Genomic DNA, 19,979 nt, shown 5'->3' with positions numbered 1-19,979 from the left:
GGAGAAGGCGAGCCGGTCGGCGTATCAGGGCGTGGCCGTCCAGGCCGACGAGTCCGGGGGCGGAGGCCCGAGGGACTCCAGCCCCGCGTACCCGCAGGCGAGAACGGCCCGGCCGCCGCAGGCCTACGCGTCGTACAGGTCCGCCTTGCGCGGCGAGGGGTCCTGCACCGCCGTGCTGAGGAACGCCGAGCGCGTGCCGAACTTCTCGGTGTCCACGCCGTTCTCCTCCAGCACCCGGATCGCCGCCGAGTGGACCACCCGGAGCACCGGGGTGGCGGCGCGCAGGGCGTCGTCGGCCATGAACCGGTGCCGCCACGGCTTGGCCGCCCACGCGTGCCGCAGACCGAACGGCTCCGGCAGGGCCAGCGACCCGCCGAGCCAGTTCAGCAGCGGCGGGTACCAGGTCAGCGGGGCCCGGGCGGCGAGCCGTACCACCTCGTCGGCGTCGACCAGCGGCAGCTGCACCTTCCGCGTCTCCCACCGCTTCAGGGACTTCTGCACCGCCTTCTCCTTCGCCGCCGGCTTGGAGGTGAACAGCGGGTGCACGGGTCCCAGGGCGTGGCCGGTGACCTCGATGCGCAGCGTCTCGTACAGCACCGTCACGGTGATCAGCATGGTGATCACGAGCTGACCGTCCCAGAGCGTCCACTGCACGCCCAGGTAGTGCCGGTCGCCGCTGCCGAACTGCTGCTTGTTGCAGATGTCCTGGACGGCGTGCGACTTGATCTGGTAGGCCTCGACGTCCGTGCCCTCGGGCCGGGACACCGCCGTGGCGTTCTCGCCGATCGGCGTCACGATCCAGTGCCGTATCGACGGCTTGGGGAAACCGCCCGTGTTCAGCGGGCCGCGTTCGAGCATCCGCAGCTGGTCGTGGATGGACCGTATGACGTCCCAGCTGCGGAACGGATGGATCTCCCGGTCCGGGTCGGCGGGTGCGAGGTCCTCCGCGAGCTGCCAGCTGCCCCAGCGGGTGCCCATGCCGAGTATGCCCTTGGGGCCGGCGTAGAAGACGGAGTTGGACTGCTGCTCGGCGCTGAGCCGGGCGAGAGCCTGGCGCAGCTGCTCCGCGGCGGTCTCGCCGGGGCTGCTCGGCACCGCCTCGGGCACCTTCGCGCCGACGCTGCTGCCCGCGAGCAGGCTGTCCCACCGCTCCCGCAGGTCCTTCGCCGTGCGCTCGCAGACCTGCTTGGCCCAGAACCAGCCGATCACCGGCATGACGACCGACGCCCGCGCGTACCAGGCCCAGAAGCCGGTGAACGGCATCTGGATCAGGAAGATCACGGCCAGTGCGGCCACCGCGACGAGCAGGGTTGTCGCGAGCGTCGAGGCGCGCTTGTCCTCGCGCCGGGCGATGGTGGTGCGGATCGTGAACACCATCAGCCAGACCAGCAGTCCGGGCAGGAAGATCACGCCGCACAGGACCATGATGATCGTGAGCAGGTTGTCGCGTTCCCGGCGGATGCGGTTCGCCGCGAGGCAGTGCTCGACGACGACCTGGGGCTCCGTGCCGAAGGACTGGATCAGCGGTGCCCGGCCCGAGCCGAGCATGCGGTCGACCACGGCCCGGGAGAACGCCTCACCGAGGTTCGGGCGGAAGATCTTCGCCCACCGCTGACCGGGCTTCACGGTCGACTCGTGCCACTCGTTGTTGGCCTTGAGTATCTCCTCGACCTCGTTGTCCCGGTAGGCCGCCGAGGCCAGCGCGAACGTCGCCGTCTGCCCCTCGTCGCCCGTGCGCGGCACCTGCGGTCCGAAGATGTCCGCGTAACCGCTGTCAACGGTCATTCCCGCCCCCGATCGCCGCCACTGTCGCTCCTGCGGCCTTCCCGACTTCCGTGCTCCGCACACCTGTTGATCAGGTCATCAGCGTATCCGCAGGCACCGACATGTGTCGGCGGACGGCCGAAGCCGCCCGCCGATCCGGAGGAAATCGCTTCGCACCGGCCACGTTCGTGCGCCCGGTCACAACCAGGTGGCGCCGTACGCCCGTTGTGCGCCTCCTAGGAAGCGGCCTGCTCCAGTTTGCGCAGGCGCTCGGCGACTTGGGGAGGCATCGGCTCGTGCCGCGCGTACCGCCGGCTGAACCGCGCGGTGCCGTGCGAGAGCGAGCGCAGATCGACGGCGTACCGCCCGATCTCGATCTCGGGCACCTCGGCGCGTACGAGGGTGCGCCCGCCGGCGGTCTGCTCGGTGCCCAGCACCCTGCCGCGCCGCCCGGACAGGTCGCTCATCACCGCGCCCACGTAGTCGTCGCCGACCAGCACGCTCACCTCGGCCACCGGCTCCAGCAGATGGATCTTCGCGTCGGCCGCGGCCTCCCGCAGCGCGAGCGCGCCCGCCGTCTGGAACGCGGCGTCCGAGGAGTCGACCGAGTGCGCCTTGCCGTCCAGCAGCGTGACCCGCACGTCGACGAGCGCGTGTCCCGCGGCGACCCCCTTGACGGCCTGCGCGCGGACGCCCTTCTCCACGGACGGGATGAACTGGCGGGGCACCGCGCCGCCGACGACCTTGTCGACGAACTCGATGCCCGAGCCGCCGGGCAGCGGCTCCACCTCGATCTCGCAGATGGCGTACTGCCCGTGCCCGCCCGACTGCTTCACGTGCCGGCCCCGGCCGGCCGCCTTGGTCGCGAACGTCTCCCTGAGGGACACCTTGTGCGGGACGACGTCGACCTGGACGCCGTAGCGGGTGCGCAGCCGTTCCAACGCGACGTCGGCGTGGGCCTCGCCCAGGCACCACAGGACCACCTGGTGGGTGTCCTGGTTCTGCTCCAGCCGCATGGTCGGGTCCTCGGCGACCAGCCGGGCCAGGCCCTGCGAGAGCTTGTCCTCGTCGGGCTTGCTGTGGGCCTGGATGGCGACGGGCAGCAGCGGGTCGGGCATGTCCCAGGGCTCCATCAGGAGCGGGTCGTCCTTGGCGGAGAGGGTGTCGCCGGTCTCCGCGCGGTTCAGCTTGGCCACGCAGGCGAGGTCACCCGCGACGCAGTGCGACACCGGGCGCTGCTGTTTGCCGAACGGTGTGGACAGGGCGCCGACGCGTTCGTCGACGTCGTGGTCCTCGTGGCCCCGGTCGGCCAGTCCGTGCCCCGAGACGTGGACCGTCTCGTCCGGCCGCAGGGTGCCGGAGAAGACCCGCACGAGCGAGACGCGGCCGACGTACGGGTCGGACGAGGTGCGCACGACCTCCGCGACCAGCGGCCCGTCCGGGTCGCACGGCTTCACCTCGCGCGGCCTGCCGTCGACGGTGGTGACCCGGGGCTGGTCGTGCTCCAGCGGGGTCGGGAACCCGCCGGTGACGAGCTCCAGCAGCTCGACCGTGCCGAGGCCCTGCCGGGCGCCGTCGGCGGCGGGGGCGGCGGCCAGGACGGGGAAGAACGTCCCGCGCGCGACAGCCCGCTCCAGGTCCTCCACGAGCGTCTTGACGTCGATCCGCTCACCGCCGAGATAGCGGTCCATGAGGGTCTCGTCCTCGCTCTCCGCAATGATCCCCTCGATCAGCCGGTTGCGGGCCTCCTCGATCAGCGGCAGCTGGTCCTCGACGGGCTCGGACTCCTTGCGCTCGCCGGTCGAGTAGTCGAACAGCTTCTGCGACAGCAGGCCGATCAGTCCGGTCACGGGCGCGTGCCCGTCCGGGGCCTGTGGGCCGTGCAGCGGCAGGTACAGCGGCAGCACGGCGTCGGGGTCGTCGGCGCCGAAGGCCTCCGCGCAGATCCGCGTCATCTCCTCGAAGTCCGCGCGGGCGGCCTCCAGGTGCGTGACGACGATGGCGCGCGGCATGCCGACGGCGGCGCACTCCTCCCACACCATGCGGGTCGAGCCGTCCACGCCGTCCGAGGCGGAGACGACGAAGAGGGCCGCGTCCGCCGCGCGCAGACCGGCCCGCAGTTCCCCGACGAAGTCGGCGTATCCGGGGGTGTCGAGAAGGTTGACCTTGATGCCGTTCCACTGGACCGGCACCAGGGAGAGCTGCACCGAGCGCTGCTGGCGGTGCTCGATGTCGTCGTAGTCGGAGACGGTGCCGCCGTCCTCCACGCGGCCCGCCCGGTTCACCGCCCCTGCGGTCAGTGCGAGGGCTTCCACCAGTGTGGTCTTGCCCGCTCCGGAGTGGCCGACCAGCACCACATTCCGTACGGACGCGGGTTGGTCGGCCGCCACTGCCCTGCCGGCGGCTCCGGGGTGTGCGTTGGTCTTGTCGCCCATGATCCTGCCTCCCGTGCACGGTGAGGTCACTGTGGGCGCGGACACGCGGGACCCGCGTGCTGGGCGGCTCCGGCGACGCCCGCGATTCTTCGAGCTTTCCACTCTCGTCACGGGGCGTCCATACAGAGGACGGGAAGGCGCCAGCCACCGTGGGTTGCGGGCCATGAACCTGACGGCCCGGACCGCTGTGGGTGCCGGGCGGTCGCCCGCACGCGCGCGTGGCTACGATGGGCCAGCCGACGGCCAGCAGGGGCCGCGCGGCGCCAGCGACCCCTCGGGAAGGCCATGCTGAACAAGTACGCGCGTGCATTCTTCACGCGTGTCCTCACACCGTTCGCCGCGTTTCTCATCCGCCGGGGCGTGAGCCCCGACACGGTCACGCTGATCGGCACCGCGGGCGTGATGGCGGGCGCGCTGGTCTTCTACCCCCGGGGCGAGTTCTTCTGGGGCACGGTCGTCATCACCCTGTTCGTCTTCTCCGACCTCGTCGACGGCAACATGGCCCGCCAGCTGGGCCGCTCCAGCCGCTGGGGCGCCTTCCTGGACTCCACGCTGGACCGGGTCGCCGACGGCGCGATCTTCGGCGGCTTCGCCCTGTGGTACGCCGGTGGCGGCGACAACCTCGTCCTGTGCGCCGTCTCGATCTTCTGCCTGGCCAGCGGGCAGGTGGTGTCGTACACCAAGGCGCGCGGCGAGTCGATCGGCCTGCCGGTCGCGGTGAACGGGCTCGTGGAGCGGGCCGAGCGCCTGGTGATCTCCCTGGTCGCGGCCGGGCTCGCGGGCCTGCACGCGTTCGGCGTGCCGGGCATCGACGTGCTGCTGCCGATCGCCCTGTGGCTCGTCGCCGTGGGCAGCCTGATCACGCTGATCCAGCGGGTCGTCACCGTCCGCCGGGAGTCCGCCGAGGCGGAGGCGGCGGAGCGCGGAAAGGCCGACAACGCCTCCCAGGGGAGGGAGACGGCCAAATGAGCGCGCGGGACACCCTGACGGATGCCCTGTACGGCCTCGGCTGGAGCACCGTGAAGCGGCTTCCCGAGCCGGTGGCCGTGCGGCTGGGTGACACCGTGGCCGACCTGGCCTGGAAGCAGCGCGGCAAGGGCGTGGAGCGGCTGGAGAGCAACTACGCGCGCGTGGTGCCCGAAGCGACCCCGCAGCGGCTCGCCGAGCTGTCGCGCGCGGGCATGCGCTCGTACCTGCGTTACTGGATGGAGTCCTTCCGGCTGCCGGCCTGGAACGCCGACCGCGTCAGGAACTCCTTCGACGCCGAGGACCTGCACCTGCTGACCGACGGCATGGCCGCGGGCAAGGGCGTCGTCCTGGCGCTGCCGCACCTGGCCAACTGGGACCTGGCCGGCGCCTGGCTCACCACCGCGCTGGGCATCCCGTTCACCACGGTCGCCGAGCGCCTGAAGCCGGAGACGCTCTACGACCGTTTCGTCGCCTACCGCTCGGGCCTCGGCATGGAGGTCCTGCCGCACAGCGGCGGCTCCACCTTCGGCACCCTGGCCCGGCGGCTGCGTGACGGCGGCCTGGTCTGCCTGGTCGCCGACCGCGACCTGTCCGCGTCCGGGGTCGAGGTGCAGTTCTTCGGCGACACCGCCCGGATGCCGGCCGGACCGGCCCTGCTGGCCCAGCAGACCGGCGCCGTGCTGCTGCCGGTGACGCTCTGGTACGAAACCGCACCCGCCATGCGCGGTCGCGTGCACCCCCCGGTCGAGGTACCGCAGTCAGGTACGCGCGCCGAGAAGACGTCCGTCATGACACAGGCGCTGGCGGACGCCTTCGCCTCGGGGATCGCCGAGCATCCGGAGGACTGGCACATGCTGCAGCGGTTGTGGCTGAAGGACCTCGACCCGGCGAAGGACCGCCCGGCGCCCGGTTCCGCGAAGGGGACCACGTGAGAATCGGCATCGTCTGCCCCTACTCCTGGGACGTGCCGGGCGGCGTCCAGTTCCACATCCGGGACCTGGCCGAGTACTTCATCCGCCTCGGGCACGAGGTGTCCGTCCTCGCCCCCGCCGACGACGACACGCCCCTGCCGCCGTACGTCGTCTCGGCCGGCCGCGCGGTCCCGGTGCCGTACAACGGCTCGGTGGCCCGGCTGAACTTCGGCTTCCTGTCGGCCGCGCGGGTACGCCGCTGGCTGCACGACGGCGCCTTCGACGTGATCCACATCCACGAACCGGCGTCCCCGTCGCTCGGTCTGCTGACCTGCTGGGCCGCGCAGGGCCCGATCGTCGCCACCTTCCACACCTCCAACCCCCGCTCACGCGCGATGATCGCCGCGTACGCGATCCTGCAGGCGGCGCTGGAGAAGATCAGCGCCCGGATCGCGGTCAGCGAGTACGCCCGCCGCACCCTGGTCGAGCACCTCGGCGGGGACGCCGTCGTGATCCCCAACGGCGTCGACGTCGACTTCTTCGCCAAGGCCGAGCCCCACCCCGACTGGCAGGGCGACACCATCGGCTTCGTCGGCCGCATCGACGAGCCCCGCAAGGGCCTGCCGGTGCTCATGCAGGCGCTGCCGAAGATTCTCGCCGAGCGGCCGCAGACGCGGCTGCTGGTCGCCGGCCGCGGGGACGAGGAGCAGGCCGTCGAGTCGCTGCCGGCCGAGCTGCGCTCCCGGGTGGAGTTCCTCGGCATGGTGAGCGACGAGGACAAGGCCCGCTTCCTGCGCAGCGTCGACCTCTACGTGGCGCCCAACACCGGCGGCGAGAGCTTCGGGATCATCCTGGTCGAGGCGATGTCGGCGGGCGCGCCCGTGCTGGCCTCGGACCTGGACGCCTTCGCGCAGGTCCTCGACCAGGGCGCGGCGGGGGAGCTGTTCGCCAACGAGGACGCGGACGCGCTGGCCGACGCGGCGCTGCGACTGCTGGGCGACCCCGGGCGGCGACAGGAACTGCGCGAGCGGGGCAGCGCGCACGTGCGCCGGTTCGACTGGTCGACGGTCGGCGCGGACATCCTCTCCGTCTACGAGACGGTGACGGACGGGACCACGGCGGTCGCCGCCGACGACCGCTCCGTCGGACTGTGGGGGCGGTTCGGGCTGGCCCGCGACTGACCGATCGCCCCGGAGGGCACCCCGGTAGCCTTGCCGCCCGTGACCGCAACCCTCATCTGGATCCTCGTCGCCCTCATCGCCGTCGGCGTGTACCTGAGCTGGACGGCGGGCCGGCTGGACCGGCTGCACGCCCGGATCGACGCCACCCGCGCCGCCCTGGACGCCCAGCTGCTGCGCCGCGCGTCCGTGGCGCAGGAACTGGCCACCTCCGGGGTGCTCGACCCGGCCGCCTCGATCGTCCTGTACGAGGCCGCGCACGCGGCCCGGCAGGCCGAGGAGGAGCAGCGAGAGGTCGCCGAGAGCGAGCTGAGCCAGGCCCTGCGCGCGGTGTTCGCCGAGCCGCAGCAGGTCGAGGCGGTCCGGGAGGCGCCCGGGGGCGAGGCGGCGGCCCGGGAACTGACCGAGGCGGTGCGCCGGGTGCCGATGGCCCGGCGCTTCCACAACGACGCGGTGGGAGCCGCCCGCAGGCTGCGCGAGCACCGCAAGGTGCGCTGGTTCCGGCTGGCCGGCCACGCCCCCTTCCCCATGGCCTTCGAGATGGACGACCAGCCACCGGCTGCCCTGGTGGACCGGGCCGCCTAGCCGGCCGTACGGCAAAACGATCCACCGGCTGCACATTGGCCCTTGCTGTGGCCTGCACATCTCCCGTTTCCTCGGTGTTTGCAGAAACCCTCTTTCCCTTCAGCGAGGTCACCCGTGTCCAGCACGCTCTCCGAAAACCAGGCCCCCGCCACCGGCACCGCGCGCGTGAAGCGCGGCATGGCCGAGCAGCTCAAGGGTGGCGTGATCATGGACGTCGTCACGCCGGAGCAGGCGAAGATCGCCGAGGACGCGGGCGCCGTCGCCGTCATGGCCCTGGAGCGGGTCCCGGCCGACATCCGCAAGGACGGCGGCGTGGCCCGCATGTCCGACCCGGACATGATCGAGGGCATCATCGACGCCGTCTCGATCCCGGTCATGGCCAAGTCCCGCATCGGCCACTTCGTCGAGGCCCAGGTCCTGCAGTCGCTCGGCGTGGACTACATCGACGAGTCCGAGGTCCTCACCCCGGCCGACGAGGTCAACCACTCCGACAAGTGGGCCTTCACCACCCCGTTCGTCTGCGGCGCCACCAACCTCGGTGAGGCCCTGCGCCGGATCGCCGAGGGCGCGGCCATGATCCGCTCCAAGGGCGAGGCCGGCACCGGCAACGTCGTCGAGGCCGTCCGCCACCTGCGCCAGATCAAGAACGAGATCGCCCGCCTGCGCGGCTACGACAACCACGAGCTGTACGCCGCCGCCAAGGAGCTGCGCGCCCCGTACGAGCTGGTCAAGGAGGTCGCCGAGCTCGGCAAGCTGCCGGTCGTGCTGTTCTCCGCCGGCGGTGTGGCCACCCCCGCCGACGCCGCGCTGATGCGCCAGCTCGGCGCCGAGGGCGTCTTCGTCGGCTCCGGCATCTTCAAGTCCGGCGACCCGGCCAAGCGCGCCGCCGCCATCGTGAAGGCGACCACCTTCTACGACGACCCGAAGATCATCGCCGACGCGTCCCGCAACCTCGGCGAGGCCATGGTCGGCATCAACTGCGACACCCTCCCCGAGACCGAGCGCTACGCCAACCGCGGCTGGTAAGGCACTGGATCCCATGAGCGACACCCCCGTCATCGGCGTCCTGGCCCTCCAGGGCGACGTACGGGAGCACCTCATCGCCCTGGCCGCGGCCGACGCCGTGGCCAGGGCGGTCAGGCGCCCCGAAGAGCTCGCCGAGGTCGACGGCCTCGTCATCCCCGGCGGCGAGTCCACGACCATCTCCAAGCTGGCCGTCCTGTTCGGCGTGATGGAGCCCCTCCGCGCGCGCGTGCGGGACGGTATGCCCGTCTACGGCACCTGCGCGGGCATGATCATGCTGGCCGACAAGATCCTCGACCCGCGCTCGGGCCAGGAGACGATCGGCGGCATCGACATGATCGTGCGCCGCAACGCCTTCGGACGGCAGAACGAGTCCTTCGAGGCGGCGGTCGACGTCAAGGGCGTCACGGGCGATCCTGTGGAGGGCGTCTTCATCCGCGCCCCCTGGGTCGAGTCCGTCGGCGCCGGGGCCGAGGTGCTCGCCGAGCACGACGGTCACATCGTCGCGGTCCGCCAGGGCAACGTGCTCGCCACGTCGTTCCACCCGGAGCTGACCGGCGACCACCGCGTGCACAGCCTGTTCGTCGACATGGTGCGAGCGAACCGGACGGCGGAGTCCTTGTAGGATCTCTGGCGTCGTTGCAGAGATGGGTTACGCGAAGGAGACAGGCAGATGTCCGGCCACTCTAAATGGGCCACGACGAAGCACAAGAAGGCCGTGATCGATGCCAAGCGCGGCAAGCTCTTCGCGAAGCTGATCAAGAACATCGAGGTCGCGGCCCGGATGGGCGGTGCGGACCCCGAGGGCAACCCGACACTGTACGACGCCATCCAGAAGGCCAAGAAGTCGTCGGTCCCGAACAAGAACATCGACTCCGCGGTCAAGCGCGGCGCCGGCCTGGAGGCCGGTGGCGCCGACTACGAGACGATCATGTACGAAGGCTACGGCCCGAACGGCGTCGCGGTGCTCATCGAGTGCCTCACCGACAACCGCAACCGCGCCGCCTCCGAGGTCCGCGTCGCCATGACCCGCAACGGCGGCTCCATGGCGGACCCGGGCTCGGTGTCGTACCTGTTCAACCGCAAGGGCGTCGTCATCGTCCCCAAGGGCGAGCTGACCGAGGACGACGTCCTGGGCGCCGTCCTCGACGCGGGCGCCGAGGAGGTCAACGACCTCGGTGAGTCCTTCGAGGTGCTCAGCGAGGCCACCGACCTGGTCGCGGTCCGCTCGTCCCTGCAGGACGCCGGCATCGACTACGACTCCGCCGAGGCCAACTTCGTCCCGACCATGCAGGTCGAACTGGACGAGGAGGGCGCGAAGAAGATCTTCAAGCTGATCGACGCGCTGGAGGACAGCGACGACGTGCAGAACGTCTTCGCCAACTTCGACGTGAGCGACGAGATCATGGAGAAGGTCGACGCGTAGGGCCGCGAGCGGACTCCAGCGTGCTCCACGGGCCGACGGGACACACCCGTCGGCCCGTCGCGTTGTCGGTGGCACCCGATAGCCTGCACGAACTGGGGGTACCGCCCAGCGGAGCTGGGAGATCGAAGGAGGGGCGGGGTGCGCGTACTGGGTGTGGACCCGGGACTGACCCGGTGCGGGGTCGGCGTCGTGGACGGGGTGGCCGGACGCCCGCTGACCATGCTCGGCGTCGGGGTCGTTCGCACGCCGGCCGACGCGGAGCTGGGACAGCGCCTGGTCGCCGTCGAGCAGGGCATCGAGCGGTGGCTGGACGAGCACCGGCCCGAATGCGTCGCCGTGGAGCGGGTGTTCAGCCAGCACAACGTGCGCACGGTGATGGGCACGGCCCAGGCCAGTGCCGTCGCCATGCTCTGCGCCGCCCGCCGCGGCATCCCCGTCGCCCTGCACACCCCCAGCGAGGTCAAGGCCGCCGTCACCGGCTCCGGACGCGCCGACAAGGCTCAGGTCGGCGCCATGATCACCCGGCTGCTGCGGCTCGACGCGCCGCCGAAACCGGCCGACGCCGCCGACGCCCTCGCGCTCGCCATCTGCCACATCTGGCGCGCCCCGGCCCAGAACCGGCTCCAGCAGGCCGTCGCCCTGCACACAGCACAAGCAACCGCATCGAAAGGCCGTACGGCATGATCGCCTTCGTCAGCGGCACGGTCGCCGCCCTCGCTCCCGACACCGCGGTGGTCGAGGTCGGCGGCGTCGGCATGGCCGTGCAGTGCACGCCCGACACGCTGTCGAAGCTCCGTGTCGGCCACCCCGCCAAGCTCGCCACCTCCCTCGTCGTCCGGGAGGACTCGCTGACGCTGTACGGCTTCGCGGACGACGACGAGCGCCAGGTCTTCGAACTGCTGCAGACCGCGAGCGGGGTCGGCCCCCGGCTCGCCCAGGCCATGCTCGCCGTGCACACCCCGGACGCCCTGCGCCGCGCCGTCGCGACCGGCGACGAGAAGGCGCTCACCGCCGTTCCCGGCATCGGCAAGAAGGGCGCGCAGAAGCTCCTGCTGGAGCTGAAGGACCGCCTGGGCGCGCCCGTCGGCGCCCCCGCCGTGGGAGCCCCGGTCAGCAACGGCTGGCGCGACCAGCTGCACGCCGCGTTGATCGGCCTGGGATACGCCACCCGCGAGGCCGACGAGGCGGTCGCCGCCGTCACGCCGCAGGCGGAGGCCGCCGAGGGCACGCCTCAAGTGGGCCAGCTGCTGAAGGCGGCCCTGCAGACGCTGAACCGAGCGCGCTGAAACAGGCGGGGCCGCTCGCACCAGAACGGCCGGACATCACCCACCGCACGACCACCCGACCGCGCAACCACCCGAGGCACACTCCATGAACTGGGACGACTCGACCGACACCCCCGCCCCCGAGCGGCTCGTCGGTGCGTCCGCCGACCGTGAGGACCAGGCCGTCGAGGCCGCGCTGCGGCCCAAGGACCTGGACGAGTTCATCGGCCAGGAGAAGGTCCGCGAGCAGCTGGACCTCGTGCTGCGTGCCGCCCGCGCGCGGGGCGCCACCGCCGACCACGTGCTGCTCTCCGGCGCTCCCGGCCTCGGCAAGACCACCCTCTCCATGATCATCGCGGCCGAGATGGGCGCCCCCATCCGCATCACCTCCGGCCCCGCCATCCAGCACGCCGGCGACCTGGCCGCGATCCTGTCCTCCCTCCAGGAGGGCGAGGTCCTCTTCCTCGACGAGATCCACCGCATGTCCCGGCCCGCCGAGGAGATGCTGTACATGGCGATGGAGGACTTCCGCGTCGACGTCATCGTCGGCAAGGGCCCCGGCGCCACCGCCATCCCCCTTGAGCTGCCCCCGTTCACCCTGGTCGGCGCCACCACGCGCGCGGGCCTGCTGCCGCCCCCGCTGCGCGACCGCTTCGGCTTCACCGCGCACATGGAGTTCTACGAGCCCGCCGAACTGGAGCGGGTCATCCACCGCTCGGCGACCCTGCTCGACGTCGATATCGACACCGACGGCGCCGCCGAGATTGCCGGCCGCTCCCGGGGCACGCCCCGGATCGCCAACCGGCTGCTGCGCCGTGTCCGGGACTACGCGCAGGTCAAGGCCGACGGGATCATCACGCGCGACATCGCGGCGGCGGCGTTGCAGGTCTACGAGGTCGACGCCCGCGGGCTCGACCGCCTCGACCGCGCCGTGCTCGAAGCGCTGCTCAAGCTGTTCGGCGGCGGACCCGTCGGTCTGTCCACGCTCGCCGTCGCGGTGGGGGAGGAGCGCGAGACCGTCGAAGAGGTCGCCGAGCCGTTCCTCGTCCGGGAGGGACTGCTCGCCCGGACCCCGCGCGGCCGGGTCGCCACCCCCGCGGCCTGGGAGCATCTCGGCCTGACCCCGCCCCGCTCCGGCGCCGCGGGAAACGGACAACAGGACCTGTTCGGGGCGTGACGGCGAGGGCATTGGCCGGACCAGGAACCCGGGTGCCATGCTGAGCGTTGTTCCATGCGCACGGACTCGCTTAGACTCCGCCGATGCCGCCTTCTCCGGCGGCTGACACACCCCCATCCAACAGGCCGCCCATCTGCGCGGTCGTGCGAAGGAAACTGTCCCGTGAATAGCCTCGTGACCCTCCTCCCGTTCATCGTGCTCATCGGGGCCATGATCCTGATGACCCGCTCGGCCAAGAAGAAGCAGCAGCAGGCCGTCGACATGCGGAACCAGATGCAGCCCGGTTCCGGCGTGCGCACCATCGGGGGCATGTACGCAACGGTCAAGGAGGTCAACGAGGACACGGTCCTCGTCGACGCCGGTCCCGGGGTCGAGCTCCTCTTCGCCAAGAACTCCATCGGCGCGGTGCTCTCCGACGACGAGTACAACCGCATCGTGCACGGCATCGAGCACGACCTGAAGGCCGACGCGGACACCGTCCCGGACGACGCCTCCTCCCTCACCGAGACCGAAGCGACGGTCGACGCCGCCCCCTCCGACGAGAAGTCCGTCGACCTCGGCAAGAAGGACGCGGCCGAGGAGCCCGCCGAGGCGAAGCGGGACGAGGAGCCGAAGAAGACCGACGGCGACGCCGACGCGAAGTAGTCATGTCCCGGAGTGCGCGGGCCGGGCTCGCGTGCCCGGGACATGCGCATCCCGCACGGGATCCCGACACCACGTCATGGCCGTCCGCCCGCTGACCCGGAGTGAGGCGGCCCGAGAGGGAGTACGAGAAGGTGGCAGCACCTAATAAGGGCCGGAGCTCGAGCGCTCAGAGCAAGCCATGGCGCTCGCTGGCCCTGATCCTGATCGCCATCGTGGCGCTCACCGGGGGAATGTTCGCCTCCGGACACACCACTCCGCGTCTCGGCATCGACCTGGCCGGTGGTACGAGCATCACGCTCGGGGCTGTGCCCGAGAACGGCAACGAGGCCGCGATCAACCCGACCAACATGAACACCGCGGTCCAGATCATGGAGCGCCGCGTCAACGGTCTGGGCGTCTCCGAGGCCGAGGTCCAGACGCAGGGCGACCGCAACATCATCGTCAACATTCCCAAGGGCACCAACTCGCAGCAGGCCCGGGAACAGGTCGGCACCACTGCCAAGCTCTACTTCCGCCCGGTCCTGGCCACCGAGCCCTCCGGCGGCAGCGCGACGACGAACCCCTCGCCGAGCGCCTCGTCCTCCGGCGACCCGGACAAGGCCACCGGCTCGGAGAGCCCCTCGGCCTCGGCCTCGGACTCGGCGAGCCAGGGCGCCACGCCCTCGGCCGGCGCCACCACCCAGGGCCGCGCCGTCACGGACGCCCTGAAGGCCGACCCCTCCCCCTCGTCGTCCGGCTCCGCCTCGCCCAGCGCCTCCCCCTCGGCGAGCGGCAGCGCCACCGGCGACGCCGACGGCAAGCTCCAGGCGCAGTACGCGGCGCTCGACTGCTCCAAGGAGTCGGTCCGCGCCACCACCGGCGAGGGCGCCAAGCCCACCGACTCCACCGTGGGCTGCGGCGAGATCCAGGGCGTCTGGTACAAGTACCTGCTCGGCCCGGCCGCGGTCGACGGCACCGAGGTCGACGACGCCCAGGCCGTCTACGACACGCAGAGCGGCGCCGGCTGGAAGGTCCAGATGGACTTCACCTCCGCCGGTGCCAAGAAGTTCGCCGACATCACCGGCAAGCTCGCGCAGAACCAGTCGCCGCAGAACCAGTTCGGCATCGTCCTCGACGGCGAGGTCGTCTCCAGCCCGTACGTCAGCCAGTCGATCACCGGCGGCAACGCCGAGATCTCCGGCAGCTTCACGCAGGAGGAGGCCCAGGGCCTCGCCAACATGCTGTCGTACGGTGCCCTGCCGCTGACCTTCCGCGAGGAGAGCGTCACCACGGTGACCGCGGCCCTCGGCGGCGACCAGCTGCAGGCCGGTCTGATCGCGGGCGCCATCGGTCTCGCCCTCGTCGTGATCTACCTGCTGGTGTACTACCGCGGCCTGTCGTTCATCGCGATCCTCTCGCTGATCGTCTCCGCCGCCCTCACCTACGTGATCATGTCGCTGCTCGGCCCGGCCATCGGCTTCGCGCTGAACCTGCCGGCCGTGTGCGGCGCCATCGTCGCCATCGGCATCACGGCCGACTCGTTCATCGTGTACTTCGAACGGGTCCGCGACGAGATCCGCGAGGGCCGCTCGCTGCGCCCCGCCGTCGAGCGGGCCTGGCCGCGCGCCCGGCGCACCATCCTGGTCTCCGACTTCGTGTCGTTCCTGGCCGCCGCGGTGCTGTTCATCGTCACCGTCGGCAAGGTCCAGGGCTTCGCGTTCACGCTCGGCCTGACCACCCTGCTCGACGTCGTGGTCGTGTTCCTGTTCACGAAGCCGCTGCTGACGCTCATGGCCCGCCGGAAGTTCTTCGCGAGCGGCCACCCGTGGTCCGGCCTAGACCCCAAGCGCCTGGGTGCCCGGCCGCCGCTGCGCCGCACCCGCCGTCCCGCCGCTGGCCCCGTCGAAACGAAGGAGGCGTGAGATGTCGAAGCTCGGCAACCTCGGCGCCCGACTGCACCGCGGCGAGGTCGGCTACGACTTCGTCGGCAATCGCAAGATCTGGTACGGCATCTCCATCCTGATCACCATCACGGCCATCGTCGGCCTGGCGGTGCGCGGCCTGAACATGGGCATCGAGTTCCAGGGCGGCGCGGTCTTCACCACGCCGAAGACGTCCGTCTCGGTCTCCCAGGCCAAGGAGTTCGCGGAGGAGGCCTCCGGGCACGACGCGATCGTCCAGCAGCTCGGCAACGGCAGCCTCCGCATCCAGATCGCGGGCATCGACACGGGCCAGGCGGACCGGATCAACCAGGCGCTGGCCGAGGACATGAAGGTCGACGCCGAGAAGATCAACGCCGAACTGGTCGGCCCGAGCTGGGGCGAGCAGATCGCCAACAAGGCCTGGCAGGGCCTCGGGATCTTCCTGGTCCTCGTCGTGATCTATCTGGCGATCGCGTTCGAGTGGCGCATGGCCGTCGCGGCGTTCGTCGCCCTGATCCACGACATCACGATCACCGTCGGCATCTACGCCCTCGTGGGCTTCGAGGTCACGCCGGGCACGGTGATCGGTCTGCTGACCATCCTCGGTTACTCGTTGTACGACACGGTCGTCGTCTTCGACAGCCTCAAGGAACAGACGAGGGACATCACCAAGCAGACCCGCTGGACCTACAGCGACATCGCCAACCGGTCCATCAACAGCACCCTGGTCCGCTCGATCAACACCACGGTGGTCGCGCTGCTGCCGGTCGGGGGCCTGCTGTTCATCGGCGGCGGTGTGCTCGGCGCCGGCGTGCTCAACGACATCTCGCTGTCGCTGTTCGTCGGCCTCGCGGCGGGTGCCTACTCCTCGATCTTCATCGCCACGCCGCTCGTCGCCGACCTCAAGGAACGCGAGCCGCAGCTGAAGGCGCTCAGGAAGCGGGTCCTCGCCAAGCGGGCCCAGGGCGCCGACCGGGGCGAGACGGTCGCCGTCGACGACGCCGGCGCTCCGTTCGACGACCATCCTGAGGACGCCGCTCCCGCGGTCGTCGGCCCGCGCGACCAGCCCGCGCCCCGCACCCGCGGGCGCGGCCGACCCTCGGGGAAGCGGCGATGACCGACATCCAGGAGCTGCTGCTCAGCCGCATCCGTGACGTGGCCGACTACCCGGAGCCGGGCGTGATGTTCAAGGACATCACCCCGCTCCTGGCGGACCCGGCGGCGTTCACCGCGCTGACGGACGCGCTGGCCGAGACCGTGGAGCGCACCGGCGCCACCAAGGTCGTCGGCCTGGAGGCCCGCGGCTTCATCCTCGGTGCCCCGGTCGCCGTCCGCGCGGGCGTCGGCTTCATCCCCGTGCGCAAGGCGGGCAAGCTCCCCGGCGCGACGCTGCGCCAGGCGTACGACCTGGAATACGGCTCCGCCGAGATCGAGGTGCACGCCGAGGACCTGACCGAGGGCGACCGCGTGCTGGTCGTCGACGACGTGCTCGCCACCGGCGGCACGGCGGAGGCCTCCCTGGAGCTCATCCGTCGGGCCGGCGCCCAGGTCGCGGGCGTGACCGTCCTCATGGAGCTGGCCTTCCTGAACGGCCGTGCCCGCCTGGAGGCGGCGCTGGCCGGAGCCCCGCTGGAGGCCCTCCTCACGGTGTGACGACGGGACAATCCCGCCGGAGGCGCCCCTCACCGACCCGAGGGGCGCCTCCGCCGTTGTGCGCACCTCGCACCTCGTCGCACCTCGCACGTCGTATCGCGTGCCAGGCCCCGTCGTCTTCGGCCCCTCGCTCCTGGCCGCCCCCGTCTCGTGTCCAGCACGTCGCCCCTCGCCCCGGGCGTCCGGCGCCTTCCCCTTGCCCCGCCCTCCGCCCCCTCGCCCCTCATCCGCACCCGACTCCGGACCCCGCCCCGACCACCCGCGCGCAAGCTCTGCGACGAGCCCGTGCAGGGCGTTCGCAAGCTGCCTGACATGCACAGGAAAGGCGTGCGCAAGGTGTGTGACACCGTAGAGGTGTGGTGGAGGAATCCGCGGGCCGTCCCGAGCGTTCCCGGGGTACACGGCCCTCACATCGGCCTGAAGGCGATCCTGGAGCCCAGGATCGCTACCATGGGGTCTCCGGAGCCTGACCGGGGGACCCGGATCGCGCACGAGGAGCCCTCTTGCCAGACGAGGCCCAGCACCTGACCGCCGCCAAGCCCGAGCGCGCCTCGGACTCCGCGGCCCAGCCCGCGCAGCACACGAAGAGCGACACCCGCGGGTCGGTCGAGCACGCCCAGTCGGCGCCCGTGGCGAAGGCCGCCGAGCAGTCGCGTCCCAAGCCCGCCCCTCCCGAGCGCTCCGCGCAGACGGCCCCGATCCGCCCCGCCGCGACACCCCAGACGCCGCGTTCCGCCTCCTCCAACCGCGTCCGCGCCCGCCTGGCCCGCCTCGGCGTGCAGCGCGCCAACCCGTACAACCCGGTCCTGGAGCCGCTGCTCCGTATAGTCCGCAGCAACGACCCCAAGATCGAGACGTCGACGCTGCGGCAGATCGAGAAGGCCTACCAGGTCGCCGAGCGCTGGCACCGCGGCCAGAAGCGCAAGAGCGGCGACCCGTACATCACCCACCCGCTCGCGGTGACGACGATCCTCGCCGAGCTGGGCATGGATCCGGCCACCCTCATGGCCGGCCTGCTGCACGACACCGTCGAGGACACCGAGTACGGCTTGGAGGACCTGCGCCGCGACTTCGGCGACGTGGTCGCCCTGCTCGTCGACGGCGTCACCAAGCTGGACAAGGTCAAGTTCGGCGAGGCGGCGCAGGCGGAGACCGTGCGGAAGATGGTCGTCGCCATGGCCAAGGACCCGCGCGTCCTGGTCATCAAGCTCGCCGACCGCCTGCACAACATGCGCACCATGCGCTACCTCAAGCGCGAGAAGCAGGAGAAGAAGGCGCGCGAGACCCTCGAGATCTACGCGCCCCTCGCCCACCGCCTCGGCATGAACACCATCAAGTGGGAGCTGGAGGACCTCGCCTTCGCGATCCTCTACCCCAAGATGTACGACGAGATCGTACGGCTGGTGGCCGAGCGGGCACCGAAGCGTGACGAGTACCTGGCCATAGTGACCGACGAGGTGCAGCAGGACCTGCGCGCCGCCCGCATCAAGGCGACCGTCACCGGCCGGCCCAAGCACTACTACAGCGTCTACCAGAAGATGATCGTCCGAGGCCGTGACTTCGCGGAGATCTACGACCTGGTGGGCATCCGCGTCCTCGTGGACACCGTCCGCGACTGCTACGCGGCCCTCGGCACCGTGCACGCGCGATGGAACCCGGTCCCCGGCCGGTTCAAGGACTACATCGCGATGCCCAAGTTCAACATGTACCAGTCGCTGCACACGACGGTGATCGGGCCCAACGGCAAGCCGGTCGAACTGCAGATCCGCACGTTCGACATGCACCGCCGCGCCGAGTACGGCATCGCCGCGCACTGGAAGTACAAGCAGGAGGCCGTCGCCGGCGCCTCGAAGGTGCGCACCGACGTGCCGAGGGCGTCCGGCAAGGACAAGGACGCCATCAACGACATGGCGTGGCTGCGGCAGCTCCTCGACTGGCAGAAGGAGACCGAGGACCCCAGCGAGTTCCTGGAGTCGCTGCGCTTCGACCTCTCCCGCAACGAGGTCTTCGTCTTCACCCCGAAGGGTGACGTCATAGCGCTCCCGGCGGGTGCCACCCCCGTGGACTTCGCCTACGCCGTCCACACGGAGGTCGGTCACCGCACCATCGGGGCGCGCGTCAACGGCCGTCTCGTACCGCTGGAATCCACCCTGGACAACGGCGACCTGGTGGAGGTCTTCACCTCCAAGGCAGCCGGCGCGGGTCCGTCCCGCGACTGGCTCGGCTTCGTGAAGTCGCCGCGCGCCCGCAACAAGATCCGGGCGTGGTTCTCCAAGGAGCGCCGCGACGAGGCGATCGAGCAGGGCAAGGACGCGATCGTCCGCGCGATGCGCAAGCAGAACCTGCCGATCCAGCGCATCCTCACCGGCGACTCCCTCGTCACGCTCGCGCACGAGATGCGCTACCCGGACATCTCCGCGCTGTACGCGGCGATCGGCGAGGGCCATGTCTCCGCGCAGAACGTCGTGCAGAAGCTCGTCCAGGCCTTCGGCGGCGAGGAGGCGGCCACCGAGGAGATCGACGAGAGCGTGCCGCCCGCGCGCGGACGCAGCCGCAAGCGCCGCACCAGCGCCGACCCCGGTGTGGTCGTCAAGGGCGTCGACGACGTGTGGGTCAAGCTGGCCCGCTGCTGTACGCCCGTCCCCGGCGACCCGATCATCGGTTTCGTCACGCGAGGTAGTGGCGTATCGGTTCACCGCAGCGACTGTGTGAACGTCGAGTCACTGTCGCGCGAGCCCGAGCGCATCCTCGACGTCGAGTGGGCACCGACCCAGTCGTCGGTCTTCCTGGTCGCCATCCAGGTCGAGGCGCTGGACCGTTCCCGGCTGCTGTCGGACGTCACGCGCGTGCTGTCCGACCAGCACGTCAACATCCTCTCCGCGGCCGTCCAGACCTCCCGCGACCGGGTCGCCACCTCGCGCTTCACCTTCGAGATGGGCGACCCGAAGCACCTCGGCCACGTCCTGAAGGCCGTCCGGGGCGTGGAGGGCGTCTACGACGTGTACCGGGTGACGTCGGCGCGCAGCCGGTCGTAGAGGCCCGGCGAG

Annotated in this window: 17 protein-coding genes; 15 read left to right on the top strand and 2 right to left on the bottom strand. The window is 71.1% G+C overall.

Annotated elements, in window-relative coordinates; all coding sequences use genetic code 11:
* Window positions 1-123: 123 nt before the first annotated feature.
* Together IPT68_RS06670 and IPT68_RS06665 are read right to left on the bottom strand one after the other, a co-directional pair.
* On the bottom strand, window positions 124-1,785 hold the full coding sequence (locus IPT68_RS06670) for a hypothetical protein (protein ID WP_189699674.1): 1,662 nt from the start codon (window positions 1,783-1,785) through the stop codon (window positions 124-126).
* 215 nt (window positions 1,786-2,000) lie between these two features.
* The gene (locus tag IPT68_RS06665; protein WP_189699675.1) at window positions 2,001-4,199 is read right to left on the bottom strand and encodes an elongation factor G-like protein EF-G2; all 2,199 of its coding nucleotides are present in this window, start codon (window positions 4,197-4,199) and stop codon (window positions 2,001-2,003) included.
* Between the two features lie 285 nt (window positions 4,200-4,484).
* Here IPT68_RS06665 and pgsA point away from each other — a divergent pair, with 285 nt between their 5' ends.
* The 15 genes from pgsA to IPT68_RS06590 all read left to right on the top strand — a co-directional run bounded on the left by pgsA (window position 4,485) and on the right by IPT68_RS06590 (window position 19,967).
* Complete coding sequence (pgsA, locus tag IPT68_RS06660) at window positions 4,485-5,168, top strand: phosphatidylinositol phosphate synthase (protein WP_189699676.1); 684 nt, start codon at window positions 4,485-4,487, stop codon at window positions 5,166-5,168.
* A complete protein-coding gene (locus IPT68_RS06655) occupies window positions 5,165-6,100 on the top strand; it encodes a phosphatidylinositol mannoside acyltransferase (protein WP_189699677.1) in 936 nt (311 codons plus the stop codon). The genes pgsA and IPT68_RS06655 overlap by 4 nt, the downstream gene beginning before the upstream one ends.
* Window positions 6,097-7,260: a glycosyltransferase family 4 protein gene (locus IPT68_RS06650; protein ID WP_189699678.1), complete on the top strand. Its 1,164-nt coding sequence runs from the start codon at window positions 6,097-6,099 to the stop codon at window positions 7,258-7,260. Before IPT68_RS06655 ends, IPT68_RS06650 begins: the two co-directional genes overlap by 4 nt.
* 39 nt (window positions 7,261-7,299) lie before the next feature.
* Complete coding sequence (locus tag IPT68_RS06645; RefSeq protein ID WP_189699679.1) at window positions 7,300-7,842, top strand: LemA family protein; 543 nt, start codon at window positions 7,300-7,302, stop codon at window positions 7,840-7,842.
* 177 nt (window positions 7,843-8,019) lie between these two features.
* Window positions 8,020-8,868: a pyridoxal 5'-phosphate synthase lyase subunit PdxS gene (pdxS, locus tag IPT68_RS06640; protein ID WP_229818454.1), complete on the top strand. Its 849-nt coding sequence runs from the start codon at window positions 8,020-8,022 to the stop codon at window positions 8,866-8,868.
* A gap of 13 nt (window positions 8,869-8,881) precedes the next feature.
* The gene (gene pdxT, locus IPT68_RS06635; RefSeq protein WP_189699681.1) at window positions 8,882-9,490 is read left to right on the top strand and encodes a pyridoxal 5'-phosphate synthase glutaminase subunit PdxT; all 609 of its coding nucleotides are present in this window, start codon (window positions 8,882-8,884) and stop codon (window positions 9,488-9,490) included.
* 48 nt (window positions 9,491-9,538) lie between these two features.
* The gene (locus IPT68_RS06630) at window positions 9,539-10,291 is read left to right on the top strand and encodes a YebC/PmpR family DNA-binding transcriptional regulator (RefSeq protein WP_189699682.1); all 753 of its coding nucleotides are present in this window, start codon (window positions 9,539-9,541) and stop codon (window positions 10,289-10,291) included.
* Window positions 10,292-10,429: 138 nt separating this feature from the next.
* On the top strand, window positions 10,430-10,975 hold the full coding sequence (ruvC, locus tag IPT68_RS06625; protein WP_189699683.1) for a crossover junction endodeoxyribonuclease RuvC: 546 nt from the start codon (window positions 10,430-10,432) through the stop codon (window positions 10,973-10,975).
* On the top strand, window positions 10,972-11,577 hold the full coding sequence (gene ruvA, locus IPT68_RS06620; RefSeq protein ID WP_189699684.1) for a Holliday junction branch migration protein RuvA: 606 nt from the start codon (window positions 10,972-10,974) through the stop codon (window positions 11,575-11,577). The genes ruvC and ruvA overlap by 4 nt, the downstream gene beginning before the upstream one ends.
* An 85-nt stretch (window positions 11,578-11,662) precedes the next feature.
* Entirely contained in the window at window positions 11,663-12,733 is a 1,071-nt protein-coding gene (gene ruvB / locus IPT68_RS06615) for a Holliday junction branch migration DNA helicase RuvB (protein ID WP_189699685.1), read from the top strand.
* Window positions 12,734-12,943: 210 nt separating this feature from the next.
* A complete protein-coding gene (locus IPT68_RS06610; protein ID WP_229818455.1) occupies window positions 12,944-13,378 on the top strand; it encodes a preprotein translocase subunit YajC in 435 nt (144 codons plus the stop codon).
* Between the two features lie 131 nt (window positions 13,379-13,509).
* Window positions 13,510-15,279 carry a protein translocase subunit SecD gene (gene secD, locus IPT68_RS06605; protein ID WP_189699687.1) on the top strand — a complete coding sequence of 590 codons (1,770 nt, stop codon included), beginning with the start codon at window positions 13,510-13,512 and terminating at the stop codon, window positions 15,277-15,279.
* 1 nt (window position 15,280) lies between these two features.
* On the top strand, window positions 15,281-16,396 hold the full coding sequence (secF, locus tag IPT68_RS06600) for a protein translocase subunit SecF (RefSeq protein ID WP_189699688.1): 1,116 nt from the start codon (window positions 15,281-15,283) through the stop codon (window positions 16,394-16,396).
* Window positions 16,393-16,932 carry an adenine phosphoribosyltransferase gene (locus tag IPT68_RS06595; RefSeq protein WP_189699689.1) on the top strand — a complete coding sequence of 180 codons (540 nt, stop codon included), beginning with the start codon at window positions 16,393-16,395 and terminating at the stop codon, window positions 16,930-16,932. Before secF ends, IPT68_RS06595 begins: the two co-directional genes overlap by 4 nt.
* 503 nt (window positions 16,933-17,435) lie before the next feature.
* On the top strand, window positions 17,436-19,967 hold the full coding sequence (locus tag IPT68_RS06590) for a RelA/SpoT family protein (RefSeq protein WP_189699690.1): 2,532 nt from the start codon (window positions 17,436-17,438) through the stop codon (window positions 19,965-19,967).
* Window positions 19,968-19,979 lie beyond the last annotated feature (12 nt).

The sequence above is a fragment of the Streptomyces chromofuscus genome, assembly GCF_015160875.1.
Taxonomy (GTDB): domain Bacteria; phylum Actinomycetota; class Actinomycetes; order Streptomycetales; family Streptomycetaceae; genus Streptomyces; species Streptomyces chromofuscus.
Note: the sequence above shows the minus strand (reverse complement) of the source record. Positions and strands in the feature narration are given on the sequence as shown.